The sequence below is a fragment of the Microbacterium dextranolyticum genome, from assembly GCF_016907295.1.
Lineage (GTDB): Bacteria > Actinomycetota > Actinomycetes > Actinomycetales > Microbacteriaceae > Microbacterium > Microbacterium dextranolyticum.
In genome coordinates this window covers 384,200-410,418 of sequence record NZ_JAFBBR010000001.1, presented here as the reverse complement: position 1 = coordinate 410,418, position 26,219 = coordinate 384,200, and the positions used below count along the sequence as shown (strand labels likewise).

Genomic DNA, 26,219 nt, shown 5'->3' with positions numbered 1-26,219 from the left:
GGCAGAATCGAAGAATGGCTCCCGAACACAGCGCCCACCTGCCGACCGATCACGCCTGCCTCGTCTCCTACGGCAGCGATCAGCCGGGGATCGTCGCCGCGGTGTCGGCGATGATCACGCGCATCGGCGGGAACATCGTGGCCTTCGACCAGTTCTCCGACGACCATCGCGGCGGGGCGTACTTCCAGAGGATCGTGTTCCACCGCCCCGACTTCGCCGCCGACCGGCCGGCGATCGAGGCCGACATCGCCCGCACGCTCGGGGAGTTCGGGCTCGAGTGGTCGCTGACCGATCAGTCGGTCCCCAAACGCATGGCGATCCTGGCCTCGAAGCAGGACCACTGTCTGCTCGACCTGCTGTGGCGGCACCGTCGCGGCGACCTGCCGGTGACGATCCCGATGGTGATCTCCAACCACACCGCCACCGCCGAAGACGTGCGCAGCTTCGGCGTGCCGTTCTTCCACGTGCCGTCGGTCGTCGGCCCCGACAAGTCGGCGTCGGAGGAGGAGATCCTGAAGCTCCTCGTCGGCAACGTCGACTTCGTCGTACTGGCGCGGTACATGCAGATCCTCTCGCCCGAGTTCCTTGACCGCCTCGGTGTGCCGGTGATCAACATCCACCACTCGTTCCTGCCCGCCTTCATCGGCGCCGAGCCGTACAAGAAGGCGAAGGAACGCGGCGTGAAGCTCATCGGCGCCACCTCGCACTACGTGACCGGCGACCTCGACGAGGGCCCGATCATCGAGCAGGACACGGTGCGCGTGACACACGCGGAGTCGTCGGCCGAGCTCGCCCGGCGCGGCGCCGACGTGGAGCGCCAGGTGCTTTCGCGCGCGGTGCTGTGGCACGCTCAGGACCGCGTCATCCGGCAGGGCAACCACACGATCATCTTCTGACGGGGACCTTCCCGGACGCCCCCTCCGGCGGCGGGACGGTCGCCGTGCGGGCGGACGTCGCCGTCCTGGACCCGGACGACGCGACGGTCCGCGCACCCTCGCGAAGCGGGCGATCGCGTCGGTCTGCGCCCATGTTCGCGCGATCCCCTCTTGACGGGTCACTTGCTTTTTGCAAGTGTGAGCGGTGTCCGCATCGGACCCGACGAGACCGGAGGCATCCATGCCCACTCTGTTCATCAACATGCCCGTCACCGACCTCGATCGCTCGAAGGCGTTCTGGGAAGCCCTCGGGTTCGAGATCAACCCCGCCTTCACCGACCACAACGCCGCCTGCGTCGTGATCGAGAAGGACCACAGCTACGCCATGATCGTCACGCGCGAGTTCTACCAGACCTTCACCGACCTGCCGCTGGGCGATCCCGCGAAGAACCCGACGAGCGGCACCTCGATCTTCCTCGACAGTCGCGCCGACGTGGATGCCGCCGTCGAGCGCGGCCTCGCCGCCGGCGGCACCGAGGCCCAGCCGCCGTCCGACTACGGCTTCATGTACCAGCGGAACGTCACCGACCCGGACGGCAACATCATCGACTTCGGTTGGATGGATCCGATCGCCGCCGAGCAGGGACCTGCCGCGTACCTGGAGTCCTCGGGAGCCGACCCGCACGCCGAGTCGGGCGACTGAGCGATCCGTGGCGGCGCGCGAGTACGGCCAGTACTGCGGGGTCACCCGCGCCCTCGAGCTGGTCGGTGAACGGTGGGCGCTGCTCATCGTCCGCGACCTGCTCGTGGGGCCGCGGCGCTACGGCGAACTGGCGGCGGGGCTGCCGCGCATCCCCTCGAACGTGCTCGCAACGCGGCTGAAAGAACTGCAGGCGGCAGGCATCATCCGCCGGGCCCCGCGGTCGCGGATCATCATCTACGAGCTCACCGCGTACGGGCACGAGCTCGAACCGGTGGTGCTCGCGCTCAGCGCGTGGGGCTTCAAAGCGCTCGACGAACCACGCGACGAGCAGGTCGTGACTCCCGATGCGCTCACGATTGCGTTGCGTTCGACGTTCCAGGCGGATGCCGCAGCACTGCTCCCGGCGACGGCGTACGCGGCACGGCTCGGCGAGGTCGACCTGCAGGTGCGCGTCGCGGGCCCCACTCTCGCGATCGCGCGCGGCGGCGCCGAGGACGTCGATCTGTCGTTCGCGGCGGGTCCGGGCATCCGACGTCTTCTGTCGGGCGATCTCGCCCCCGCGCGCGCGATCGAGACGGGGATCGTGCGGGTGCTCACCGGCGCCCCCGAACTGCTCGACCGCTTCGCGCGGACGTTCCGCGTCGCGGCGTAGGCCGGGGCGCGTTCGGGCGGCGGGTGCGGGAGCGGGGCCGGCGGCCGGTACGAATGGCGCGGGTGCCGGCGGCGGCGGCGGCGGGTGGAGCTTCCCCGAACAGGAGGATCGGCGACGACAGGATGCTTCGCGCCACGGGCATCCTGTTCTGGCCGATTCTCCTGTACCGAAAGACGCCGACGCGTGTCACGGGCGGCGCCGACGGGTGTTGCGAACGACGTCGAGGCGTGTTGCGAACGACGTCGAGGAAAACAGGACAATCGGCGAACACAGGATGCCCGGGCGCACGAACGTCCTGTTCTCGCCGATCCTCCTGTGCCGGCAGGCGCAGGAGCGTGGTCCGATCGGCGCCGACGCGTGCGCCGGCGAGGTCAGACGGTGACGGAGGCCTCGTCGCGGGCGACGCGGGCCATGGCGCGCTCGACGGCATCCACATCGCGCACGGCACCCTTGTCGGCCGACAGCGCCATGGCCGCGTAGGCCCGGAGCGCGGGCGAGACCACGCGCTCGCGCGAGCGAGGGCGGTAGCCGCCCTCCTCGAGCAGACGCGCGCGCCGCTCCTCGAGCACGGCGGGCTCGACCTCGAGCGAGATCGCCCGCGTCGGGATGTCGATCGAGATGATGTCGCCGTCCTCGACGAGCGCGATGACGCCGCCGGATGCCGCTTCGGGCGAGACGTGCCCGATCGAGAGGCCCGAGGTGCCGCCCGAGAAGCGACCGTCGGTGATGAGCGCGCACTGCTTACCGAGGCCGCGTCCCTTGAGGAACGACGTCGGGTAGAGCATCTCCTGCATACCGGGACCACCCTTGGGGCCCTCGTAACGGATGACGACGACGTCGCCGGCTTTCACCTGCTTGGCGAGGATCTTCTCGACCGCCTCGTCCTGCGACTCGCAGACGACCGCGGGGCCCGAGAACGTCCAGATCGACGGGTCGACGCCGGCGGTCTTGACGACGGCACCGTCGACGGCGATGTTGCCGCGCAGCACGGCGAGGCCACCGTCCGCCGAGTAGGCGTGGGCGACATCGCGGATGCAGCCGTCCGCGGCATCCTCATCGAGCTCGGTCCAGCGCTCGGACTGCGAGAACGCGGTCGACGAGCGGCGCCCGCCGGGCGCGGCATGCCAGAGGTCGAGGGCCTCGTCCGACGCGCTGCCGCCGCGGATGTCCCAGATGCCGAGCCAGTCGTCGAGACCATCCGCGTGCACCGTGTGCACCGACTCGTCGAGCAGGCCGCCGCGGCGGAGCTCGCCGAGGATGGCGGGGATGCCGCCGGCGCGGTGGACGTCCTCCATGTAGTACATGCGGCCGTAGGCCGGGTTGGGCGCGACCTTCGCGAGACACGGAACGCGGCGCGAGATGGCATCGATCTCATCGAGACCGAACTCGACGCCCGCCTCGTGCGCGGCCGCGAGCAGGTGCAGGATCGTGTTGGTCGACCCGCCCATCGCGATGTCGAGGGTCATGGCGTTGGCGAACGCGCCCGGGGTCGCGATGTTGCGGGGCAGCACCGAGGCGTCGTCCTCGTCGTAGTAGCGGTGCGCGAGCTGCACCGCGAGGGCGCCGGCCTTCTCGTAGAGGGCCTTGCGCGCCGTGTGGGTCGCGAGGACCGACCCGTTGCCGGGGAGCGAGAGCCCGAGCGCCTCGGTGAGGCAGTTCATCGAGTTCGCGGTGAACATGCCCGAGCACGATCCGCACGTGGGACAGGCCTGCTCTTCGATGCGCTGGATGTCGGCGTCGGAGATGTTCTCGTTGACGGCATCCGAGATCGCATCGACGAGATCGAGCGTGCGCACCGATCCGTCGGTGAGGACGGCGCGGCCGGACTCCATCGGTCCACCCGAGACGAACACGACGGGGATGTTCAGTCGGAGCGCTGCCATGAGCATGCCGGGCGTGATCTTGTCGCAGTTCGAGATGCAGACCAGGGCGTCGGCGCAGTGCGCGTTGACCATGTACTCGACCGAGTCGGCGATCAGGTCGCGCGAGGGCAGCGAGTAGAGCATGCCGCCGTGGCCCATCGCGATGCCGTCGTCGACGGCGATCGTGTTGAACTCGCGCGCGATGCCGCCCGCGGCGTGGATCGCCTCGGAGACGATGCGTCCGACCGGCGCGAGGTGCGTGTGGCCGGGCACGAACTCGGTGAAGCTGTTCGCGACCGCGATGAGCGGCTTGCCGAAGTCGGCGGCGTCGACGCCGGCAGCGCGCAGCAGTGCGCGGGCGCCGGCCATGTTGCGGCCGTGGGTGACAGTGCGGGAACGAAGAGCGGGCATTCTCTCATTCTGCCCTGCCCGCGGGACCCGAGTCGCTCTCGACGGTGCGAGACCGGCGATTCCGCCGGCGGCGCCTCTCCGCCCCCGTGTCCCACTTTCTGCGGGCCATGTCCCAGTTTCGGTGAGGGATGTCCCACAAACTGTCGCTTCCAGGCGTCCCGAACAACAGAAAGTGGGACACGGCCCGAGGGGTACGCACTCCGCCGGGGCGCACGCCACACTGGCATCCGCGCTCCAGACCGGCGACGCCCCCGTCTGTGAGGCATGTCCCAGATTCGGCGACGGCCGTCCCCATTGACGTGAAGGATGTCCCACTTTCTGTCGCTCGCAGGCATCCGAAACGACAGAAAGTGGGACACGACCGGGTGAGATGCGGGCGCGCCGTGCCGTGGCTTTCACGCGCCGAACCGGAGGCGTCCCCGTTTCGGCGAAGCATGTCCCCATTGCGGTGGGGCATGTCCCGGAAACTGTCGCTTCCAGGCATCCGGAACAACAGAAAGTGGGACACGGCCCGGCGGCGGGAGCACAGCTGCGAGGTGACGAGCCCGGCCAGAGCGGACCAGGCCAGAGCACGACCGTTCTGAGGGACCCGGGTCAGAGCGCGACCCGGGTCAGAGCGCGATGAAGGTCAGAGCGCGACCCGGGTCAGAGCGCGACCCGGGTCAGAGCGCGATGAAGGTCAGAGCGCGATGAAGGTCAGAGCGCGATGAAGCTGTGCGCGGCTGCCGCGCCGCGGCGGGTGGCGACATGCAGGAACTCCAGCATGTCCGCAGCGGCGGCCGCATCGGCGGCGGCTGACGCGACGGCTCCCGCGAAGACCGTGTCGATCGCGCAGTCGGTCGGAAGCACACCCAGGATCCGCACGCCGTCCGCGCCGACGAGTTCGCTGAGCTGCTGGAATCCGAGGTCGACGTCACCGTTGGCGAGAGAGCGCGCGACAGGGATGCCAGGACGCGCCTGCACCAAGCGGCCGTGCAGCTCGTCGGAGAGGCCCCACTGCTCGACGAGGCGGAGGAGTGCCGTGCCGCTCGGCCCCGTCGAATATCCGATGCGGGACGTTGCGCGCAGCGCATCCCGCATCGCGGCGGCATCGGGGAACGCGGGCGCGATCCCGCCCGCGGCGTCGATCGGCGCCGCCACACCGGAATCCGCCGCACCGGAAGCCGCCGCACCGGAATCCATCACGCCCGAATCCGCCGCGCCACGATACCCCGCGCCGAAATCCCCCGCGCCAGCGCCCACCGCACGGTGCGCGTCCGCCGGGTCCCCTGCCCCCGACGGCACCGCGACGGCGGTCTGCGACAGCAGCAAGGGGGTCACCGACGCCGGAACGACGTGACCCGCCCCCGCGAGGCGGGCGAGGGCATCCGCGGCGAGGAAGACGAGGTCGAACGGCTCACCGGATGCCACTCGCGCAGCCGCGTCGACACCGCCGACGGACTCGATCTCGAGCGCAGGAAGGCCTGCGGCCTGTGCGTAAGAGGCGAGCTCGGCGAGCACCCGGCGGGTCGCCATCGACGAGATCGCCTTCACGCGGGAGCTCCGGTCGCCCCATCCGCGGACCGCGCCCAAGACGACACAGCAGACCCGCGCGACAGATCAGACCCGCCCGCCGCCTCATCCGCGGCCACCGCATCCGCAGGAGCGTCGGATGCCGCATCGCCGAACGTCTCGGCATCGACCTCCGCCGCGGGCCCGGGCGCGTAACGCTCCCCCGAGACCGTCGAGGTGTCGATCAGGTCACCCGCCCGCGCGAGCAGACCGGCGTCGATCACGAGGTCGTCCGCGGCGGCGTTCTCCCGAAGGTGCGCGATGCTCGTCGTCCCCGGGATCGAGACGACGTGCGGGCCGCGCGAGCGCAGCCAGACGAGCGCGAGCTGGGCGGGCGTGACGCCGGCCTCCGCGGCGAGCGCACGCCATGCCGGCAGCAGAGCAGCGTTGGCGACCCAATGCGCCCCCTGGAACCGCGGCATGCCCCGCCGGATGTCCTTCTCGGGCAGCAGCGCCGGTTCGCCGATCCCGTCCGCGAGGAAGCCCCGCCCGACGGGCGAGAACGCGACGAGGGCGATGCCCGCCTCGCGCGTCGCCTCGAGCATGCCGAGCTCGGGGTTGCGACTCCACAGCGAGTACTCGTTCTGCACCGCAGCGATGGGAGCGACCCGCAACGCCTCGTGCAGGCGCGCGACGGAGACCTCCGAGAGGCCGATCGCCCCGATCCTCCCGGCGGTGACGGCCTCGGCGAGCGCGCCGACGCTCTCGCCGATCGGCACGGTCTTGTCCCACCGGTGCAGGTAGTACAGGTCGATGTGGTCGACGCCGAGGCGGCGGAGCGAGGCATCCACCTGCGTGCGCAGCGTCTCGGGACGCCCGTCGATGACCTTCACGCCGTCGACGATCGCCATGCCGCCCTTGCTCGCGAGCAGCACCTCGTCACGACGGCCGGCGAGGGCACGACCGACGAGCTCCTCGTTGCGTCCCGCGCCGTAGAGGGTCGCGGTGTCGAACATCGCGACCCCGTCGTCGAGCGCCGCACGCAGCAGCGCCAGACCGTCCGCATCGCTCGGGGCGTGCCCGTAGGCGTGGCTGAGGTTCATGCACCCCAGACCGATCCGGGGCAGCATCACGCCGGCGACCCCGACAGCTGCTCCTCCAGCGCGCCCAGCACCCGGTAGCAGTCGATGACCTGACGCAGCGACGAGTTCGGCTCGCGGCCCTCGCGGATCGCGGCGACGAACTCACGGTCCTGCAGCTCGATGCCGTTCATGCTCACCGCAACCTGCGAGACGTCGATCTGCTCGTCCTTGCCGGTGTACAGGTCGTCGTAGCGCGCGAGATAGGTGGCCGTGTCGCCGATGTAGCGGAAGAACGTGCCGAACGGGCCCTCGTTGTTGAACGACAGCGACAGCGTGCAGATCGCGCCGGTCTCGCTCTTCAGCTGGATCGACATGTCCATCGCGATGCCGAGCTCGGGGTGGATCGGCCCCTGGATCGCGTTCGCCTGCACGATGCGGCCGGTCTGATAGGCGAACAGGTCGACCGTGTGCGCCGCGTGGTGCCACAGCAGATGGTCGGTCCAGGTGCGCGGCTCGCCCTTCGCGTTCGTGTTCGAGCGGCGGAAGAAGTACGTCTGCACGTCCATCTGCTGCACGGCGAACTCGCCCGCGGCGATCCTCTGATGCACGAGCTGGTGCGAGGGGTTGAACCGGCGCGTGTGCCCGACCATCGCGACGCGGTCGGATGCCTCCGCCGCCGCCAGCGTCGCTTCGGCGTCCGCCAGCGAGTCGGCGAGCGGGATCTCGACCTGCACGTGCTTGCCCGCGGCGAGCACCGCCTGCGTCTGACTCGCGTGCAGCCCCGTCGGGGTGGCGAGGATCACGGCGTCGACGTCGTCGCGCTCGAGGACGGCCTCGAGGCCGTTGACCGCGACCGGCACGCCGTACTGACGGGCGACGGCCTCGGTCGCCTCGGGGCGCGTGCCGCTGACGACCGTCACCTCGGCATCCGGGATGTTCACCAGACCGTCCAGGTGCTTCATACCGAACGCGCCGGCGGCGCCGACGACGGCGATGCGGACTTTCTCACTCATGCGGGGACCTCCGCCTCACGGGCTTGCTCAGGGGTGATGTCAGCATCGTCGGCTGCCGCTTCGACGGCAACTTCGACCGCGTCGGCGGCGGCCGTGTCGACGATGGCGCTCGGGTTCGAGACGACGAGGTGGCCGACGGCGGTGTTGGATGCCGGGACGTGATAGAACCGGTGGTTCACCTCGGGGGCGCCGCCGCCGAACTGGTCGTCCATCGCGCCGCGGGCGATCAGCCAGTCGACGAGCTCGATGCCTTCGGAGCCCGCCTCGTCGACGTACTCCATGTGCGGCCATTCGGTGAGGCCCAGCGGGTCGGCGATCAGGTGGTCGAGGAAGGCGTTGTCCCACTCTTCGTTGATGAGTCCGGCGCGCGGGCCCTGCAGCTGGTGGCTCATGCCGCCGGTTCCCCAGATCTGCACGTTGAGCGGTTCGCCGTCCCACTTGTCGAGGGCCCGGCGGATCGCCTTGCCGAGCTCGTAGCAGCGCCGTCCCGAGGGCACCGGGTACTGCACGACGTTCACCGGCAGCGGGATGACCCGGCACGGCCATTCCTCGACGTCGCCGAAGACGAGCGACAGCGGCACGGTCAGGCCGTGGTCGACGACCATCTCGTTGACCAGGGTGAGGTCGAAGTCGTCCTGGATGACCGATTGCGCGATATGCGCCGCGAGCTCCGGGTAGCCCTTGACGTCGGGCACGGGGCGCGGCCCGTACCCCTCGTCGGCGACGGGGTAGTGCGAACCGGTGCCGAGGACGAACGTGGGGATGATGTTGGAGTCGAACGCGGTCGCGTGGTCGTTGTAGACGAGGATGATGACGTCGGGCGTGTTCTCCTTCACCCACGCGCGCGTCCATTCGTACCCGTCGAAGACCTTCTTCCAGTACGGCTCCTCGGTCTTGCCGAGGTCCATCGCCGCGCCGATCGCGGGCACGTGCGACGTGAACAGGGCCGAGGTGAAACGGGCGGGGGCATCCGGGCGCATGACCTCGGACTTTTCGTTCGTCGGGGGCGTCCACCCGTCGAGATCCTTCAGCCGCGCGCCTTCGGGGCGACGGCCGCCGCCGATCATCATGTCGCGGTACGCGGCCTCGCTCATGCCGGTCATCGAGCCCGCCATCTGCTGGAAGCTCATGCCGTGGGTGGCGCCGATCTTCGACAGGAAGTAGATGTTGCCGCCCTCGGCCATCATCGCGTTCAGATCGAGGTCGAGCACCGCCTGGCGCTGCGCGGGCGACAGCGGCCATTCGTCGAGGTAGGCCTCGCGGTCGGCGAGGTAGCGCTCGCGGTTCTCGGGCTTCATGAGCGACATCGAGAACTGGTTGAGGTGGTAGCCCTTCCGTGCTTGGTCGGCATCGAAGATGATCGTGCCGGGGATGTTCTTGTAGGGCTTGTCGAGTGCCATGATCATGCTCCTTCGGATGATGCGCTCGGGTCGAACGATGTGCCGGGCCAGTACAGACGCCGTGGGTTGTCGACGAGCAGGCGACGCTGCAGGTCGGGGGTCGGCGCGATCCGGGGGATGCCATCGACGAGCACACCGTCGTCGGGCATGTGGTCCTTGAGGTTCGGGTGCGGCCAGTCGGTGCCCCAGAGCACACGGTCGGGGAACTCCTCGACCACGCGTCGGGCGAACGGCACGACGTCGCGGTACGCATCCTGCTCGCCGTCCAGGGCGCGCGGACCGGTGACGCTCAGCCGCTCGGGGCAGGTCACCTTGGTCCACACGTTCGGGTTCTCGCGCAAGAACCGCAGGAACAGGCCGAACTCCGGACCGTCCGGGTCTTTCGTGACGTCGGGGCGGCCCATGTGGTCGACGACGACGTCGGTGGGGATCGCGGAGAAGAAGTCGTACAGCTCGGGCAGGTCGTCGGCCTCGAAGTAGATGACGACGTGCCAGCCGAGGGGCGCGATCTTCGCGACGATCTCCTCCAGGGCATCCGTCGGCACCCGGTCGACCAGGCGCTTGACGAAGTTGAAGCGCACGCCGCGGACACCCGCGTCGTGCAGTTCGGCGAGCTCTTGCTCGGTGACGTCGCGCCGGACGGTCGCGACGCCGCGCGCCCGGTCGCCGGCACGGCGCAGCGCGTCGACGAGGGCGCTGTTGTCGGCCCCGTGACAGGTCGCCTGCACGATGACGTTGCTCGTGAAGCCGAGCTGGTCGCGCAGGGCGAACAGCTCGTCGGCCGAGGCATCGCAGGGGGTGTACTTGCGCTCCGGCGCGTACGGGAACTGGGCGCCCGGACCGAAGACGTGGCAGTGGGCATCGACGGCCCCCGCCGGCAGCCGGAAGGTCGGCGTCGCGGGGCCGTCGTACCAGTCCAGCCAGCCGGGGGTCTTCTCGAAGCCGCCCGTGGTCTCTCCGTGCGCCATGTCAGTCCTCCACGTAGACGAGGCCGGCGGCGGCGAGCGGGGCCCGCATGCCGTACAGGTCGAGGCCGAGCACGCCCTCGCGGAACTTCTGCCGCTTGGAACCCTCGTTCGCCTCGCGGGCGGCCGCGGCATCCGCCACGGCGCCGACGAGCGCGCGCGGCACGACGACCACGCCGTCGACGTCGGCGACGACGACGTCGCCCGGGTTCACGAGCGCATTCGCGACGACGACGGGGATGTTGACGGAGCCCAGCGTCGCCTTGACCGTGCCCTTCGCGTTGATCGCGCGGGAGAACACCGGAAAGTCCATCTTCTCGAGGTCGGCGACGTCGCGGACGCCGCCGTCGATCACGAGGCCGGCGCACCCGCGCGCCGCCAGCGAGGTGGCCAGCAGGTCGCCGAAGAAGCCGTCCTCGCTCTCGGTCGTGCATCCCGCGACGACGACATCGCCGGACTGCACCTGCTCGGCGGCGACGTGGAACATCCAGTTGTCGCCGGGCTGCAGCAGCACCGTGACGGCGGGACCGCACAGCTTCGCTCCCGTGTAGGCGGGGCGGATGTAGGGACGCAGGAGGCCCACGCGGCCCATCGCCTCGTGGACGGTCGCGATGCCGAACTGCGACAGGCGGGCGACGTCGTCGGGGTCGGGGCGCTCGATGTTCGTGCGGACGATGCCGAGGTCGTTCAGGCGCTGCGGTGTCGTGGTCATGGTGGTTCCTCTCCGGATCCGGTCAGAGTCCGCGAGCGGCGAGCGCGCGGTCGAGGCGGGGGTAGACGCGGCGGGCGTTCCCTTCGAAGACCTGGGCGCGCTCGTCGTCCGACAGATTCGGCGTGGCATCCACGTAGCGCTTGGTGTCGTCGAAGTGGTGGCCGGTGCGGGGGTCGATGTCACGGACGGCGCCGATCATCTCGCTCGCGAACAGGATGTTCTCGGTCGGGATCACCTCGGTCAGCAGGTCGATGCCCGGCTGGTGGTAGACGCACGTGTCGAAGAAGACGTTGCCGAGCAGATGCTCTTCGAGCTCGGGCTTGCCGAGTGCCATCGCGAGGCCGCGGAAGCGGCCCCAGTGGTACGGAACCGCGCCGCCGCCGTGCGGGATGACGAGTCTCAGGTCGGGGAAATCGCGGAAGAGGTCGCCCTTGAGCAGCTGCATGAAGGCCGTCGTGTCGGCGTTCAGGTAGTGATCGCCGGTCGTGTGGAAGACGCTCTTGCACGAGGTCGAGACGTGCACCATCGCGGGGATCTGGTACTCGACGAGCTTCTCGTAGACCGGGTACCACGAACGGTCGGTGAGGGCGGGTGCGCTCCAGAGACCGCCCGACGGGTCGGGATTGAGGTTCACCGCGACGGCGCCGAGCTCCTCGACGGCGCGGGTGAGCTCGGCGACGGTCGTCGCGGGGTCGACGCCGGGCGACTGCGGCAGCATCGCGCCCGGGATGAAACGGTCGGGGAACAGCTCGCTCACGCGGGCGCACAGGTCGTTGCAGATGCGGGCCCACGTCTCGCTGACCTCGAGATCGCCGATGTGATGCGCCATGAAGGATGCCCGGGGGCTGAACACCGTGAGGTCGCTGCCGCGCTCGTCCATGAGGCGCAGCTGATTCGCCTCGATCGTCTCGCGGATCTCGTCGTCGCCGATGCGCAGGGCGGCCGGGTCGGGCTTCTCGCCCGAGCCGTTCGCGAAGGCGATCTGCAGGTCCCGCCACGCGCCGAGCGGAGCAGGGGCGGTCGTGTAGTGGCCGTGGATGTCGATGATCACTGCGTGTCGTCCTTGTCACTGTCTGGTCGCGGAGCCCGTCGCTGGGTGCCGGATGTGGACGACTCTAGGTCGCCCCCTGTATACAGTCCAATAGATACTCAACGCACTCTCCATAGATCGGATCTATCGATGCCTCTCACCGATCTCAACCAGCTGCGAACGTTCGTGGTGCTGTACGAACTGCGCAGCGTCACCGCGACCGCCGAGGCACTGCACGTCACCCAGCCCACCGTGAGCTACACCCTGCGGCGTCTGCGCGAACGATTCGGCGACGATCTGTTCCGCCGCGAGGGGCACGACATGGTGCCGACCGCGCGGGCGACGCAGCTGTTCGCGCCGCTGCACGAGGCCCTGGGCCAGATCGACCGTACGGTGGACGACGCCGAGGCCTTCGACCCGGCCTCCTTCACCGGGGGAATCCGCATGGGGCTGACCTCGATCGGCGAGCAGACCTTCCTGCCGCCGATCATGACCGCGCTCGCCCGGCAGAGTTCCCGCCCCCACCTGCAGGTCGAGCGCCTCGACTCCGACCAGGTCGAGGAGGGGCTGATCCGGGGCGACGTCGACCTGGCGATGACGGTCTCGCTCATCGACAGCCCGCGCCTGTGGCGCACCCACGTGCGCGCCGTCGAGTACGTCGCGCTGTCGTCGCGAGCGCATCCCCTTCCCGCGGCGGGGCCCGAGATGTTCGCCGGGCGGCATTTTCTGCGGGTCTCCTCGCGCGGCGGCCACGTCTTCCCCCTCGAAGCGCTCACCGAGCACGGCCTCATGCCCCAGGTGACCCTGACCGTCGAGGAGTACGCGACCGTACCCGCTGTGCTGCAGGCGACCGACCTCGTCGTGCTGCTGCCTCGGCACGTCGCCGAGGTCTTCTGCGGGTGGTTCGCCGGGCTCCGGATCGCGGAACTCCCCTGGCCCGCACAGAGCACGCCCGTGTCGCTGTACTCCCGACGCGAGGCGAGCCTGTCGCCGGTGCAGCGGTGGTTCCGCTCGCTCGTACTCGACGCCGTCGCCGCCGGCCGGTACCGGTCGGGCGCGGCGCGCTGAGGCATCCCACCGACGCATTCCGTTCAATGGGAATCTTCGCGCCGCTGCGCACGACCTGGAGATACTACTTGCCTCACCGACGGGCCGCCGCTGCGGCTCGGACTCCCCACGACGAAGTGCCGAGGTCCCTATGTCATCGCTGTCCTCCCTGTCCGATCCCGCCCGGTCGACCCGATCCGCGTGGCCGGTCTGGCTCTGCTGGTTCGCCATGGTGCTCGACGGATTCGATCTCGTCGTCCTCGGCACCGTCATCCCGACGCTCATCTCGACCGGTGACCTCGGCTTCACGGCCGTCGGGGCGACGTTCGCCGCAACGATCTCGCTCGTCGGCGTGGGCCTCGGAGCTCTGTTCATCGCGCCCCTGTCCGACACCTTCGGGCGGCGTCGACTGCTCATCGCCTGCGTCGCCGGCTTCTCGCTGTTCACCCTGGCCGTCGCCTTCGCTCCGAACGTCGCCGTGTTCTCGACCCTGCGACTGCTCGCCGGCCTCGGTCTCGGCGCCTGCCTGCCCGCGGCGCTGGCCTACATGAACGACTACGCGCGCACCGGTACCGCCGGAACCTCGACGACCCGCACCATGACCGGTTACCACGTCGGCGCCGTCGCGACGGCGCTGCTCGCGATCGCGATCATCCCGAACTGGCGCCTCATGTTCATCATCGGCGGGGCCGCCGGCCTCCTTCTGCTGCCGTTCCTCTGGGCGAAGCTCCCCGAGTCGCTGCCCGGGGCGGGTACGCCCGCCGCACGCTCTCGCCGCACCGTGACGGATGCCGCCGCCGAATCCTCTCCGGCGCCGCGAGCGCGCTTCCGCGACCTAGCGCGCAAGCCCTACCCGCTGATCGCGCTGTGCATCGGCATCGCCTCGTTCATGGGGCTGCTGCTCGTGTACGGCCTGAACACCTGGCTGCCGCAGCTCATGGCCGCCGCCGGCTACCCGGTCAGCACGGGACTGACGCTGCTGCTCGTTCTCAACCTCGGCGCCGTCGCGGGCCTGCTGCTGGCCGGCTTCCTGGCCGACAAGCACGGCGCCAAGCGGATCGTCCTCGTGTGGTTCGGTGTCTCGGCGGTGCTTCTCGCCGTGCTCAGCATCCAGATCCCGAATCCGATCCTGCTGAACATCGCGGTGTTCGTCACCGGCGTGTTCGTCTTCAGCGCGCAGGTGCTCGTCTACGCCTGGGTGAGCCAGCTCTTCCCGGCGCGCCTGCGCGGCACGGCGCTCGGCTTCGCCGCCGGCGTCGGCCGCATCGGGGCGATCGTGGGGCCGGCCGTGACCGGAACCCTCGTGGCCGCCGGCATCGCCTACCCCGCCGGGTTCTACGTGTTCGCCGTCGCCGGGGCGCTCGCCGTCGCCGCCCTGGCGTTCGTGCCGCAGCGTGTCGACGTCGCGGATGCCGTGGCCGACGGCGTCGTCGAGCCGTAGCCCACCCTCGCCACGCGGCGCCTACGCGCGGGGCCTGTTCCAGCTCGCCTTGGCGGGTGCGAACGGGCTCCGCACGTGGATCGACCACGTCGAGTGCGGGTGGATGCGCAGCAGCGCCGTCTCGTAGAACGCCACCGCCTCGGGCGAGAGGGTCGGCAGCACGGCATCCTTGTCGAGCGTGTCTTCAGGTCGCGGGCGCAGCGCTTTCCAGACGAGCTGCACCTGGGGCGCTCCGGTCGGCACCCCGTCGAGGTCGATCACGGCCTCGACCCACGACAGCTGCAGCCGCGGGTCGCGCTTGTAGACCCACGCGCGGGGCGCACCGTCCTCGGCGTTGATCTGCAGGATCGTCGCACCCGACGCGTCGTCGCGCACGAGCACGGGCTGCAGGTCGGCGTCTTCCGGAGCTTCGTCGAATGACACGACGTCGTCGCCGACGGTGGCCCACGCCGACACCCCGGAGGGGAGCGCGGCGACCAGCCCCGCGAGGTCGCCCGCGGTGACGCTGACGTCGATGTTGGTCCGCGGCCGGATCGGATGCCCGACCCACCGATCGAGCGCCGCTCCTCCCGACAGCCACCAGCGGACGGATGCCTCATGCAAGAGCCGCACGACGCCGTCGACGTCGAGCGCGCGCCAGGTGACCGGGTCGGCGTCCGTGGCAGCGTCGTCGGGGCGGAGCATGCGACGAGGTTACCGCGCCGTCGGCGCCGGTTCGCCCGGGATCTGCGCTCAGCGCCGCCCGACGCGCGCGATGAGGCGCGTCAGCGCGCGGCGCCCGACGAGGAACAGCAGGAGGACGACCGCGGCGACGATGATGAAGGCGACCTGCACGCCCTGACCGCTCACGGCACGCAGCACCATGCCTCCGGCGACGGTGACCGCCCACACGGCGAGCCCGGTGCGAACCGGGGCATCCGGGGCGCGCCAGGCGCGCACGACGAGCCACCCGAGCACGAGCGCCACGACGAACGGCCACGCGGTGACGGCGAGGCCGCCCCAGACGTCCTCGCCGTGGCTCGCCCGCCCGATCGCGGCGAACACGACGACCAGCACGACATCGAACGCGGCCGAGACGACGACCGCCCGCGGGGGTGCGGCGGGGCCGATCGATGCGGGGCGGGTGCGGGAGGACGGCACGGTCATGGCTCCAGCGTACGTTCCGCACGGGCGCGTGAGAGGCTACCCCCGTGGCGAACTCGCGCTCCGGCGACTCGATGACGGCGCGCATCGTGCGCGTCCTCGAGACATTCGACACCGATCGCACGGTGCAGACGGCCAGCGACATCGCACGTCGCGCGGGGCTGCCCTCGTCCACGGCCCACCGCATCGTCGCCGAGCTCACGATCTCCGGCTTGCTCGAACGCGACGAAGACGGACGCGTGCACCTCGGCATGCGACTGTGGGAACTGGGACTGCGCGGCTCACGCGCGCTGCGCCTTCGCCAGGCGGCCCTGCCTCACATGGCGCGCGTGCAGGAAATCGTCCGCGAGCACACGCAGCTGGCGGTCCTGGAGCGCGACGAGGCGCTCTTCCTCGAGCGACTGTCGCATCCGGATGCCGGCGCGAACATCACCCGCATCGCCGGGCGCCTGCCGTTGCACGCGTCATCGTCGGGCCTCGTCCTGCTGGCCTACGCCGACGCGGACCTCCGCGAGCGCGTGCTCGCGGCACCCCTTCGCCTCGTCGCGCGAGACACGGTCACCGACCCCGGGGTGCTCCGAGGCATCCTCCGCGCGGTCCGGCGCGCCGGCTACGTGATCGCACCCGGGTCGGTCGAGTCGGTCTCGACGGGAGTCGCGGTGCCGATCCGCGACCGGGGAGAGGTCGTCGCCGCCGTCTCTGTCGTGCTGCCGCGCAGCAGCTCTCCCGACGAGGCGCTCACGGCGCTGCGCGACGCCGGAGCGGCGATCGAAGCCGACCTCCGCGACACACGCTGATCCCGTTCAACGGGATATCGCACTTTTTCACGGAACGCTCCGGGCACACTTGTCGCCAGCCCCCATCCGTCGAAGGAGACGTCATGAGCACCACCGTCCGCACGCAGGTCGCGATCGTCGGCGCCGGCCCCGCCGGGCTGATCCTGTCGCACCTGCTGGAGCAGTCCGGCATCTCGTCGGTCGTCATCGATCAGCGCACCCGCACCGACATCGAGTCCACGATCCGCGCGGGCATCCTCGAACAGGGCACGGCCGACCTGCTCACCGAGATCGACCCGAACACGCGGGTGCACTCCGTCGGTCAGCGCCACGACGGCATCGAGTTGCGCATCCACGGCGAGCCGCACCGCATCGACTTCCCCTCGCTCGTCGGGCGCAGTGTGTGGCTGTACCCGCAGCACGAGGCGTTGAAGGACCTGCTGGCCCTGCGCATCGGCGCGGGGCAGGACCTCCGTTTCGGCGTGACGGCGTTGCGGGTCGAGGATGCCGACACCCTCCGTCCGCGCGTGATCGCACAGGATGCCGACGGCGCGTCCTTCGAGATCGACGCCGACTTCGTCGTCGGCGCCGACGGGTCGCGCTCCGTCGTCCGCCCGGTCGTCGCGGGCGCATCGAGCGAGGGCTACTTCCGCGAGTACCCGTTCGCGTGGTTCGGCATCCTCTGCGACGCGCCGCCGAGCGCCGACGAGCTGATCTACAGCAACTCCGCCGACGGCTTCGCCCTCATCAGCCAGCGCAGCGCCGAGGTGCAGCGTATGTACTTCCAGTGCGACCCCGCCACCGACCCGAACGCCCTGTCCGAGGCGCAGATCTGGCAGGCCCTGCAGGCCCGCGTCCCGGGCACGACCCTCGTCGAGGGGCCGATCTTCCAGCGCGATGTGCTGCGCTTCCGCAGCTTCGTCGCGCGCGAGCTGCGGCGCGGTCGCGCGGCCCTCGTGGGCGATGCGGCCCACACCGTCCCGCCGACCGGGGCGAAGGGCATGAACCTCGCCGTGGCCGATGTGGTGATCCTCGCCCGCGCGCTGGACGCCCTGTTGACCGACGGCGACGAGCGTCTCATCGACGACTACGCCGAGCTGGCGTCGCGGCGCATCTGGAAGGCGCAGCACTTCTCGTGGTGGATGACGAGCATGCTGCACACCGCGCCGGATGCCACCGACTTCGACCGCCGCCGCCAGGCGGGTGAGCTGCGCAGCGTCGTCGAGTCCGAGGCGGGCCGCACGTTCATCGCCGAGGCGTACACGGGGTGGCCGTTCGTCGCCGCATGATCGGTGGCGCCGCACCGCCGGCGTCAATACACGTGCTCCATGAGGTCGAGTCCCAGCGCCCGGAAGGCCTCGTGCGCGCGCAGCCGGTGGGCTATCGACAGGTCGTCGAAGCACACGATCAGGGCGTAGGCGACACCTCCGCGCGGACCGGCGAGCACACCCGCCTCGGCCCGAATGCCGTCGGCGCGACCGGTCTTGTTCACGAACAGCAGCCCGTGCCGATCATCCTCGTGTGAGAACGGATCGAGCGCGGTCGCAGCGCCGACGAGAGCGAGGTCCTGGCCCCGGTTGAGCCACTCGGCGACCTGGGCGCTGACGCCCGGCGAGACCAGTTGCGCGTTCACGAGCGACGCGAATAGGCGCGCGAGCTCGCCGGCCGACGAGAGCGCGACCTGAGGCGCGTCATCGGGGCCGCGCACGTTGCGAAAGCGGTCGAGCAGAGCCGTCTTCGCGAGGCCGATGGCCTCCATCCGCGCACGCACGGCCTCGAGCCCGACCCTGCCGATCAGGGCGTTCGCGGCCGAGGCGTCGGAGGCCGCCGCAGCGAGCACCGCGAGGTCGGCGACCGGCAGCGCGGGGGCGGCCAGATGCTGCCAGAGCCCCGCGACCGCAACGGGCTCGAGGGCGCTGCGGTCGATGATCTCGAGCGGATCGAGCTGGCCGAACTCGATCTGCGCGGCGACCTCGATCAGGAGCGGCACGATCCCGAGACCGGCGACGGGCAGCGTCACGTGGTCGTCGCCGCTCAGGATCTCGTCACCGCTGTCGAGGTCGGTGATCCGGACGGCGACTACTGCTCCGGCCGCGACGAGCTGCTCGAGCGCCTTGAGCGTGCCGATGAACGACCGCGTACGCAGGGACGCCCGCCGCGGCGGCTGCCCCTCCGGTGCTGCGTGTCGCCCTCGCGTCGATCTGCGCGATGCGGCGCCGGGTGCGTCGATCGTCGATCCCGCGTCCGCTCCGCCGCTGCGGACGACGGAGGGCACGTCGGAGCGCGCCTGGCGGGCCGACGCACGCTCGCCCGATGACGCCGCACGCGCCGCCGCGGAGTCGCCCGACGCGTCCGAGCCCCGCCGCCGGAGGCGGGAGTTCTCGGTCACCAGATCGTGACGCGCTTGTCGGCGTCGAGCCACAGACCGTCGGTCTCGGTCACGTCCCACGCGCGGTAGAACTCGTCGACGTTGCGCACGATCTGGTTGCAGCGGAACTCGTTCGGCGAGTGGGGGTCGATGGTGAGCAGACGAATCGTCTCGGCCTCGCGGCCCTTCTGCTGCCAGATCTGCCCCCAGCTCAGCAGCAGGCGCTGGATGCCCGTCAGCCCGTCGATCACAGGACCGTCGCCGTCCTCGCCGGACGCCGCGAGGTGCAGGCGGTAGGCCTTGAGCGCGATGCCGAGCCCGCCGAGGTCACCGATGTTCTCGCCGATCGTGAGCGCGCCGTTGACGTGATGCTCGGCGGCGAGTCCTTGCGGTACGAGCGCGTCGTACTGGGCGATGAGCGCCCCGGTGCGCTCCTGGAACGCCGCCCGGTCTTCGTCCGTCCACCAGTCGTTGAGCGCTCCGGCGCCGTCGAACGCGGAACCCTGGTCGTCGAAGCCGTGACCGATCTCGTGCCCGATGACCGCACCGATGCCGCCGTAGTTCGCCGCGGCATCCCGCTCGGGATCGAAGAACGGATACTGCAGGATCGCCGCCGGAAAGACGATCTCGTTCATCAGCGGGTTGTAGTAGGCGTTGACCGTCTGCGGGGTCATGTACCACTCGTCGCGGTCGATGGGCGCGCCGAGCTTGGCGAGCTGGCGATCGTGCTCCCAGGCGTTCGTGCGCAGCACGTTGCCGATGAGGTCGGCGGGGTCGACCTCGAGCGCCGAGTAGTCCTTCCACCGCACGGGGTAGCCGACCTTCGGGGTGAAGGCGGCGAGCTTCTCGAGAGCGCGCTCGCGCGTCGCGGGCGTCATCCATTCCAGAGTCGAGATCGACTGCCGATAGGCCTCGATCAGGTTCGCGACGAGCTCGTCCATCTCGACCTTCGCCTGCGGCGGGAAGTGCCGCTCGACGTAGACCTTGCCGACGGCCTCTCCCATCGCCGCCTCGACGAAGCTCACAGCGCGCTTCCACCGCTCGCGGTTGACCGGAACGCCGGTGAGCTCGGTGCCGTAGAACGCGAAGTTGGCGTCGACGAAGGCGCGGGAGAGGAACGCCGCGGATGCCCGGACGATGTGCAGTCGCAGCCACGCCTTCCAGTCGTCGAGGCGATCCTCGACGAGGAGTGTGCCGAGTCCCTCGAGCGCACTGGGCTGATTGACGTCGACCTCGGCGAAACCGCTGCGGTGCCCCGGCGCCACGGCGTCGAGCCACGGCGCGAGGTCGAGGCCGACGAGAGCCTCCAGCTCGCCCCACGTCATGAGGTTGTACGTGGCCACCGCGTCGCGGCTGCGCACGTTGTCCCAGTGGTGACTCGCGATCTCGGTCTCGATCGCGAGCACGCGGTCGGCCTGCGCCGCGGCATCCGCGACCCCCGCCAGCTCCAGGATTCCGGCGACGTACTCGCGGAAGGCGACGCGCGTCTTGTCGAACCCCTCGAGCCGGTAGTAGCTCTCGTCGGGGAGCGACAGGCCCGACTGCACGATGAAGACGACGTAGCGCTGCGGGTTGCCCGGATCGGGCTCGATGTACGTGCCGAACAGCCCGCCGATGCCCTCGCGCTCGAGCTCGCCGACGGTGCGCAGCAGAGCGGGCACCGAGTCGATCGCGTCGACGCGCGCGAGCTGCGCGGCGAGCGGTGCCGCGCCGAGCCGCTCGATGCGTTCGGTGTCCATGAAGCTCGTGTAGAGGTCGCCGATCTTGCGCGCTTCGGTGCCGGGCTCGGCCGACACCGACTCTTCGATGATCGCGCGGACATCTTTCTCGGCCTGCTCCGCGATGAGGTGGAACGAGCCCCAGCGGGCCTTGTCGTCGGGAATCTCGGTGCGCTCGATCCAGGCGCCGTTGACGTGGCGGAAGAGGTCGTCCTGGGGGCGGACATCGGCACTCAACTCGGACAGCTCGATCCCCGAGCGGGGGGAGTTCTCGGTCATGGCTCCAGAGTACGCGGCACCCCCGACGCCGCCGAGCCCGCGGGCGAGGTCACGGGAGGGTCATAGGTTGCGGATGCCGCCCGCTCTGCGCGTCAGCGCGGTTCGCCGTTCTCGTCGAACCGACGGGCCCCGGTCATCGCGGCGATCACGTCCTCGTACCGACTCGAGGCCGCATCGAAGATGCCGTTGTTGCGGCCGTGCCGCAGCACCACGATGCGATCGGCGACCGCGCGCACGTCGGCGAGATTGTGGCTGATGAAGATCACCCCGACGCGCAGCTCGCGCAGATGCTCGATGTAGCTGAGCACCTGCGCCGACTGCGCGACCGAGAGCGAAGCGGTGGGCTCATCGAGGACGACCAGCCGAGGCGACCCGACGAGGGTGCGCGCGATCGCGACGCACTGGCGCTGCCCGCCGGAGAGCTCCGAGACCGGCACCCGCAGATTGGGCACGCCCCCGCCGAGCTGATCGAGGAAGGCGCGCGACTGCCGCGTCATCTCGTCGATGTCGAGCAGGCCGCCGCGGACAAGTTCGTGCCCCAGGAAGATGTTCGAGATGACGTCGAGGTTCTCCGCGAGGGCAAGCTCCTGGAACACCGCCGCGACGCCGTTGCGGAACGCCTCGGTGGGCGTCGACAGCGACACCTCCTCCCCGTCGAGGCGCACGACACCGGCATCCGGCGTGTACACGCCCGACACGATGCGTGCGAGAGTCGACTTGCCCGCCGCGTTGTCGCCGACGAGCGCAACGACCTCGCGGCGCTCGACGACCAGCTCCGCGTCGACGAGCGCCTCGACTGCATGGAAATGCTTCGTGACGCCGCACAACTCGAGCAGCGGAGCACCGCGATCGCTCATGTCTGTTCCTTTCCTGCGGAGGCGGTCGCCCCCGTGGCCGCCGCATCGAAGGCGAGGGCGACCAGACCCTGCACTTCCGACTCGGAGCCGAGTTCGCCCGCGACGACGTCCACCCCGCCGACGCCCGCCAACGGCACGCGTCGGGAGAGCGCGTCGCGCAGCGGACCGATCAGCAGTTCGCCGGTCTGGGCGAGCTCGCCACCGACCACGACCTTTTCGGGATCGAGGGCGAGGGCGAGTCCGGCCACGACCGCGCCGATCGCGGCGCCGGCGTCCGCGATCACCTGCCGGCAACCCGCATCGCCCTCGAGAGCGAGGGCGATGAGGTCGCGCAGCGTGATCCGCGGGCGCGAGATGCGCAGCAGATCGGTGAGCGCATCGGCGCCGACGACCGTGTTGAGGCATCCGCGGCTGCCGCACGTGCAGATGGCGCCCGACGGGTCGACTTCGACGTGACCGACCTCGCCCGACAGACCGCGGCGGCCACGGAAAGGCCGGCCGCCGAGCACGATTCCCGCGTTCACCAGGTATGAGCAGCGGACGTAGAGGATGTCGGTGGCACCCCGGCCCGCACCGAAGCGCAGCTCGCCGACCGCCCCCGCCGTGGCATCCTGTTCGACGACCACCGGCACGCCGAGCCGTCGGGAGAGCACCTCTGCGACATCGGTCTCGTGCCACTCGTCGGCGGCATCGACCGGGCGAAGCCGCTCCGTCCCGGGGCTTCGGGAGGGGGGCAGGGCGATCCCCACGCCGACGACGTCGGAGAGGTCGGCGCCGAGGTCCTCGAGGAGGTCGACGATCAGCAGCGCGACCCTGTCGAGGGTCGTGTCGGCGCGGTGGTCGCGGGGAAGCGGCAGCACCCTCTCGGAGAGGCCCTCGTACCCACTGTCTCCGACCAGCACCCGCAGCGACCGGCTGCCGATCTGCACGCCGACCGCAAGACCGGATCGTTGCGCGAGGGTGACCAGCTGCGCCCGACGCCCCGTGCGCACGGTGGTCCGGGTGTCGACGACGCCCTGCCCCACCAGATGCTTGACGATCGTCGAGACCGTCGCCTGGGACAGTCCGGTGGCCGCCGCGATCTCGACCTGGGTGAGGGCTCCGTGGTGTCGGATGGCCGTGACGATCCGCTGGCTGTTGGCCTCCCGCAGCGCGGGCTGCGATCCCAACTGCGGCGGCGTTGTCCTCACCCCTCGAATGGTAGCGGTGGGAACGATAACCATCCGACCATGAGTTCAGTGGTCGAAGTCAACCGCGTCTTCGAATCTCTTCGAAACAAATTTTCGGCGATTCCCACAGCCGACTCCGCCGTGATTCCGCGGTTTTCCCCTGCTTGGCATCGAGTCTCGAAGATAACAAACGGGTATCGGATCAAATTCTCAATTGCGCGCGAGGGTGCGGACCCCTACCGTGATCCCTGTCGGTCGACAGTGAAGACGAACTAGAACGTTGGGGTTCTCATGACAGAGCATTCGGTCATCCTCGAGATGCGCCACATCGTGAAGGAATTTCCCGGTGTCCGGGCCCTCGACGATGTGACGATGAGCGTACGGCGCGGTGAGATCCACTCCATCTGCGGCGAGAACGGCGCGGGCAAGTCCACCCTCATGAAGGTGCTCTCGGGCGTGTACCCGCACGGCACCTACGAGGGCGAGATCCTGCTCGACGGCCAGGAAGTCGAGTTCAAGGACATCAAGTCCTCGGAGCGCGCCGGCATCGTCATCATCCACCAGGAGCTCGCCCTCATCCCCGAGCTCTCGGTCACCGAGAACATCTTCCTCGGCAACGAAATCGTCCAGCGCGGCATCATCGACTGGTCCGAGGCCCGTGGCCGCGCTCTCGAGCTGATGGCGCGCGTCGGTCTCGAGGCCGACCCCGACACCGCCGTGAAGAACCTCGGCGTCGGACAGCAGCAGCTCGTCGAGATCGCGCGAGCGCTGTCGAAGAACGTGCGACTCCTGATCCTCGACGAGCCGACCTCGGCACTCAACGAGGAGGACTCCGCCAACCTCCTCGCTCTGATGAAGGGGCTGCGCTCGCGCGGCATCGCGCAGATCATGATCTCGCACAAGCTCAACGAGATCGCCGAGGTGTCCGACTCCGTCACCGTCATCCGCGACGGCCGCACGGTCGAGACCTACGACGTGACCGCCGGCGACGTCGACGAGGACCGGATCATCCGAGCGATGGTCGGCCGCTCGCTCGACCACCGCTACCCCGAGCACACGCCCGACATCGGCGACGTGCTGTTCGAGGTACGCGACTGGCGCGTCGAGCACCCGCAGATCCCCGGACGCTACATCTGCAAGGACTCGAGCTTCGTCGTCCGCGCCGGTGAGATCGTCGGCTTCGCGGGCCTCATGGGCGCCGGGCGCACCGAACTCGCCCGCTCGCTGTTCGGCCGCAACTACGGCATCTACCGCTCCGGCCAGATGTTCATCCGTGGTCGCGAGGTGCACGCCACGACGGTGCAGCAAGCCATCCGCGCCGGCCTCGCCTACGTGCCCGAAGACCGCAAGACCCTCGGCCTGAACCTGCTCGACACCATCAAGGCGACGATCGTGTCCGCCAACCTGGGCGCGATCGTCCGCGGCGGGCTCATCGACGGCAGCGAAGAGCTCAGCGTCGCCAACGGATACCGCACCTCGCTGCGCATCAAGTCACCCTCCGTCGACGTCGGCATCTCGACGCTGTCCGGCGGCAACCAGCAGAAGGCCGTGCTGGCCAAGTGGATGTTCCCCGACCCCGACGTGCTCATCCTCGACGAGCCCACCCGCGGCATCGACGTCGGCGCGAAGTACGAAATCTACAAGCTGATCCACGAGCTCGCCGACGCCGGAAAGGCCGTCGTCGTCATCTCGTCCGAGCTGCCGGAGCTGCTCGGCATGAGCGACCGGATCTACACCATCTGCGAGGGCCGCATCACCGGCGAGCTCGCTCGCGAAGAGGCCGACCAGGAACGCCTGATGCGCCTCATGACCACCTCTTCCCGCGACGTTGCCTGATCGCAGCTCTCGGACCAGCTCAATGACGAACCCCGAAGGACAGGAATCATGAAGGTTTTCAAGCAAGTACTGGGCGGAGACATCCGTCAGTACACGATGGTGATCGCGCTCGTCGCGCTCCTACTCGCCTTCAACGTGTGGTCGGACGGCCGCATGCTGACCTCTTCCAACTTCCAGAACCTCATCTCCGGCAACGCGTACGTGCTCATCCTCGCCATCGGCATGGTGATGGTCATCGTCATCGGGCAGATCGACCTGTCCGTCGGATCGGTGGCCGGTTTCGTGGGGATGACCGCGGCGCTGTCGGCCCGGGACTTCGGGCTCTCGTGGTGGATGGCGATCATCCTCGGCCTCGTGATCGGCGCGGCGATCGGTGCCTGGCAGGGCTTCTGGCTCTCCAAGCTCGGCATCCCCGGCTTCATCACGACCCTCGCCGGCATGATGATCTTCCGCGGCGCGGTGATCTGGATGAGCGACTCGATCAGCGTTCCCGTTCCGGAGGAGTTCCGCTACTTCGGCGCCGGCTACCTGCCCGAGTGGGGCCCCACCTTCACCGGCATGAACAACTCCACGCTGCTGCTCGGCCTCATCGCGATCGCCTTCTTCGGCTGGTCGGAGTTCCGCCGCCGCGCCGCACTCATCCGCTCCGGTTCGGAGCCGTCGCCCCTGTGGGTGAGCGTCGTGCGCTTCCTGCTGATCGCCGCGGTCATCGGCTACCTCACCTGGATCTTCGGCTCGGGCCGCCCCGGAACCTCGTTCCCCGTTCCCGGCGTGATCCTGGTCCTGCTGGTGATCGTGTACCACGTGATCACTCAGCGCACGGTGTTCGGCCGCCACATCTACGCGGTCGGCGGCAACCGCACGGCGGCGGCGCTGTCGGGCGTCAACACCAAGCGCACCTACTTCCTCGTGATGATGAACATGTCGTTCCTCGCGGCCCTCGCCGGTCTGCTGTTCGTCGGCCGCTCCACCTCGGCCGGCCCCGGTGACGGCACGGCGTGGGAGCTGGATGCCATCGCAGCCGTCTTCATCGGCGGCGCGGCGGTCTCTGGCGGCATCGGCACCGTCATCGGATCGATGATCGGTGGCCTCGTCATGGCCGTCCTCAACTCGGGCCTCATGCTCATGGGCATCGGCGCCGACAAGACGCAGATCATCAAGGGCCTCGTGCTGCTGGCCGCCGTCGCGTTCGACGTCTACAACAAGCAGCAGGGCCGCCCCTCGATCACCGGCCGCCTCTTCGCGAACAAGCAGCCGCTCAGCGTCGGCGGGGCATCCGCCCCCGAGAAGCCGGTCGCCGTCAGCGCAGGCCTGCGTCGCGACGAGGCAGGCAAGACCCCCCAGGCTCCCCAGGCCTGACCGAACGGCACACCGGGCATCCCGCCTCGC

General features: G+C 69.8%; 23 protein-coding genes. 9 read left to right on the top strand and 14 right to left on the bottom strand.

Annotated elements, in window-relative coordinates; genetic code table 11:
* The first annotated feature begins 14 nt into the window (after nucleotides 1-14).
* From purU to JOE64_RS01775, 3 genes are all read left to right on the top strand, one after another.
* Nucleotides 15-896 carry a formyltetrahydrofolate deformylase gene (purU, locus tag JOE64_RS01785; RefSeq protein WP_204962630.1) on the top strand — a complete coding sequence of 294 codons (882 nt, stop codon included), beginning with the start codon at nucleotides 15-17 and terminating at the stop codon, nucleotides 894-896.
* Nucleotides 897-1,116: 220 nt separating this feature from the next.
* Nucleotides 1,117-1,578 (top strand): VOC family protein, encoded by a 462-nt coding sequence (locus JOE64_RS01780; RefSeq protein WP_204962629.1) that lies wholly within the window; start codon nucleotides 1,117-1,119, stop codon nucleotides 1,576-1,578.
* 7 nt (nucleotides 1,579-1,585) lie between these two features.
* Complete coding sequence (locus tag JOE64_RS01775) at nucleotides 1,586-2,230, top strand: winged helix-turn-helix transcriptional regulator (RefSeq protein WP_204962628.1); 645 nt, start codon at nucleotides 1,586-1,588, stop codon at nucleotides 2,228-2,230.
* 371 nt (nucleotides 2,231-2,601) lie between these two features.
* Here JOE64_RS01775 and ilvD read toward each other — a convergent pair whose 3' ends face one another.
* From ilvD to JOE64_RS01735, 8 genes are all read right to left on the bottom strand, one after another.
* Complete coding sequence (gene ilvD / locus JOE64_RS01770) at nucleotides 2,602-4,503, bottom strand: dihydroxy-acid dehydratase (RefSeq protein ID WP_204962627.1); 1,902 nt, start codon at nucleotides 4,501-4,503, stop codon at nucleotides 2,602-2,604.
* 696 nt (nucleotides 4,504-5,199) lie between these two features.
* Nucleotides 5,200-6,018, bottom strand: a complete 819-nt coding sequence (locus JOE64_RS01765; RefSeq protein WP_239531671.1) for a substrate-binding domain-containing protein — start codon at nucleotides 6,016-6,018, stop codon at nucleotides 5,200-5,202.
* A 14-nt stretch (nucleotides 6,019-6,032) separates the two neighbouring features.
* On the bottom strand, nucleotides 6,033-7,124 hold the full coding sequence (locus JOE64_RS01760) for an aldo/keto reductase (protein ID WP_271202429.1): 1,092 nt from the start codon (nucleotides 7,122-7,124) through the stop codon (nucleotides 6,033-6,035).
* Entirely contained in the window at nucleotides 7,124-8,089 is a 966-nt protein-coding gene (locus tag JOE64_RS01755) for a Gfo/Idh/MocA family oxidoreductase (protein WP_204962624.1), read from the bottom strand. Before JOE64_RS01755 ends, JOE64_RS01760 begins: the two co-directional genes overlap by 1 nt.
* Nucleotides 8,086-9,489, bottom strand: coding sequence for a protocatechuate 4,5-dioxygenase subunit alpha/beta (locus JOE64_RS01750; RefSeq protein WP_239531669.1), 1,404 nt, complete (start codon nucleotides 9,487-9,489; stop codon nucleotides 8,086-8,088). Before JOE64_RS01750 ends, JOE64_RS01755 begins: the two co-directional genes overlap by 4 nt.
* Nucleotides 9,490-9,491: 2 nt before the next feature.
* Nucleotides 9,492-10,457 (bottom strand): amidohydrolase family protein, encoded by a 966-nt coding sequence (locus JOE64_RS01745; protein WP_204962623.1) that lies wholly within the window; start codon nucleotides 10,455-10,457, stop codon nucleotides 9,492-9,494.
* A 1-nt stretch (nucleotide 10,458) separates the two neighbouring features.
* Nucleotides 10,459-11,166, bottom strand: a complete 708-nt coding sequence (gene ligK / locus JOE64_RS01740; RefSeq protein ID WP_204962622.1) for a 4-carboxy-4-hydroxy-2-oxoadipate aldolase/oxaloacetate decarboxylase — start codon at nucleotides 11,164-11,166, stop codon at nucleotides 10,459-10,461.
* A 22-nt stretch (nucleotides 11,167-11,188) separates the two neighbouring features.
* Nucleotides 11,189-12,217 carry an amidohydrolase family protein gene (locus tag JOE64_RS01735; RefSeq protein ID WP_204962621.1) on the bottom strand — a complete coding sequence of 343 codons (1,029 nt, stop codon included), beginning with the start codon at nucleotides 12,215-12,217 and terminating at the stop codon, nucleotides 11,189-11,191.
* Nucleotides 12,218-12,346: 129 nt separating this feature from the next.
* On the opposite strand from JOE64_RS01735, the gene JOE64_RS01730 reads away from it, so the two are divergent.
* Nucleotides 12,347-13,264 carry a LysR family transcriptional regulator gene (locus JOE64_RS01730; RefSeq protein WP_204962620.1) on the top strand — a complete coding sequence of 306 codons (918 nt, stop codon included), beginning with the start codon at nucleotides 12,347-12,349 and terminating at the stop codon, nucleotides 13,262-13,264.
* Between the two features lie 130 nt (nucleotides 13,265-13,394).
* Nucleotides 13,395-14,684 carry an MFS transporter gene (locus JOE64_RS01725; protein ID WP_372432878.1) on the top strand — a complete coding sequence of 430 codons (1,290 nt, stop codon included), beginning with the start codon at nucleotides 13,395-13,397 and terminating at the stop codon, nucleotides 14,682-14,684.
* A gap of 21 nt (nucleotides 14,685-14,705) precedes the next feature.
* Here the strand turns inward: JOE64_RS01725 and JOE64_RS01720 are convergent, their stop codons facing one another.
* Both JOE64_RS01720 and JOE64_RS01715 read right to left on the bottom strand, forming a co-directional pair.
* A complete protein-coding gene (locus JOE64_RS01720) occupies nucleotides 14,706-15,368 on the bottom strand; it encodes a nucleotidyltransferase domain-containing protein (RefSeq protein ID WP_239531668.1) in 663 nt (220 codons plus the stop codon).
* A gap of 48 nt (nucleotides 15,369-15,416) precedes the next feature.
* Nucleotides 15,417-15,830, bottom strand: coding sequence for a DUF3054 domain-containing protein (locus tag JOE64_RS01715; protein WP_204962619.1), 414 nt, complete (start codon nucleotides 15,828-15,830; stop codon nucleotides 15,417-15,419).
* Between the two features lie 44 nt (nucleotides 15,831-15,874).
* Here JOE64_RS01715 and JOE64_RS01710 point away from each other — a divergent pair, with 44 nt between their 5' ends.
* Both JOE64_RS01710 and JOE64_RS01705 read left to right on the top strand, forming a co-directional pair.
* Nucleotides 15,875-16,624, top strand: coding sequence for an IclR family transcriptional regulator (locus JOE64_RS01710; RefSeq protein WP_204962618.1), 750 nt, complete (start codon nucleotides 15,875-15,877; stop codon nucleotides 16,622-16,624).
* 83 nt (nucleotides 16,625-16,707) lie between these two features.
* Nucleotides 16,708-17,892 (top strand): 4-hydroxybenzoate 3-monooxygenase, encoded by a 1,185-nt coding sequence (locus tag JOE64_RS01705; RefSeq protein WP_204962617.1) that lies wholly within the window; start codon nucleotides 16,708-16,710, stop codon nucleotides 17,890-17,892.
* Nucleotides 17,893-17,915: 23 nt separating this feature from the next.
* Here JOE64_RS01705 and JOE64_RS01700 read toward each other — a convergent pair whose 3' ends face one another.
* The 4 genes from JOE64_RS01700 to JOE64_RS01685 all read right to left on the bottom strand — a co-directional run bounded on the left by JOE64_RS01700 (nucleotide 17,916) and on the right by JOE64_RS01685 (nucleotide 23,015).
* On the bottom strand, nucleotides 17,916-18,992 hold the full coding sequence (locus tag JOE64_RS01700) for a serine hydrolase (protein WP_271202418.1): 1,077 nt from the start codon (nucleotides 18,990-18,992) through the stop codon (nucleotides 17,916-17,918).
* On the bottom strand, nucleotides 18,989-20,968 hold the full coding sequence (locus JOE64_RS01695; RefSeq protein ID WP_204962616.1) for a M13 family metallopeptidase: 1,980 nt from the start codon (nucleotides 20,966-20,968) through the stop codon (nucleotides 18,989-18,991). The genes JOE64_RS01700 and JOE64_RS01695 overlap by 4 nt, the downstream gene beginning before the upstream one ends.
* A 92-nt stretch (nucleotides 20,969-21,060) precedes the next feature.
* Nucleotides 21,061-21,825, bottom strand: coding sequence for an ATP-binding cassette domain-containing protein (locus JOE64_RS01690; protein ID WP_204962615.1), 765 nt, complete (start codon nucleotides 21,823-21,825; stop codon nucleotides 21,061-21,063).
* Nucleotides 21,822-23,015, bottom strand: a complete 1,194-nt coding sequence (locus tag JOE64_RS01685; protein WP_271202417.1) for an ROK family transcriptional regulator — start codon at nucleotides 23,013-23,015, stop codon at nucleotides 21,822-21,824. The genes JOE64_RS01690 and JOE64_RS01685 overlap by 4 nt, the downstream gene beginning before the upstream one ends.
* Nucleotides 23,016-23,285: 270 nt before the next feature.
* Here JOE64_RS01685 and mmsA point away from each other — a divergent pair, with 270 nt between their 5' ends.
* Both mmsA and mmsB read left to right on the top strand, forming a co-directional pair.
* On the top strand, nucleotides 23,286-24,830 hold the full coding sequence (mmsA, locus tag JOE64_RS01680; RefSeq protein ID WP_204962613.1) for a multiple monosaccharide ABC transporter ATP-binding protein: 1,545 nt from the start codon (nucleotides 23,286-23,288) through the stop codon (nucleotides 24,828-24,830).
* 48 nt (nucleotides 24,831-24,878) lie between these two features.
* On the top strand, nucleotides 24,879-26,189 hold the full coding sequence (gene mmsB, locus JOE64_RS01675; RefSeq protein WP_204962612.1) for a multiple monosaccharide ABC transporter permease: 1,311 nt from the start codon (nucleotides 24,879-24,881) through the stop codon (nucleotides 26,187-26,189).
* The last annotated feature ends 30 nt before the right edge of the window (nucleotides 26,190-26,219 follow it).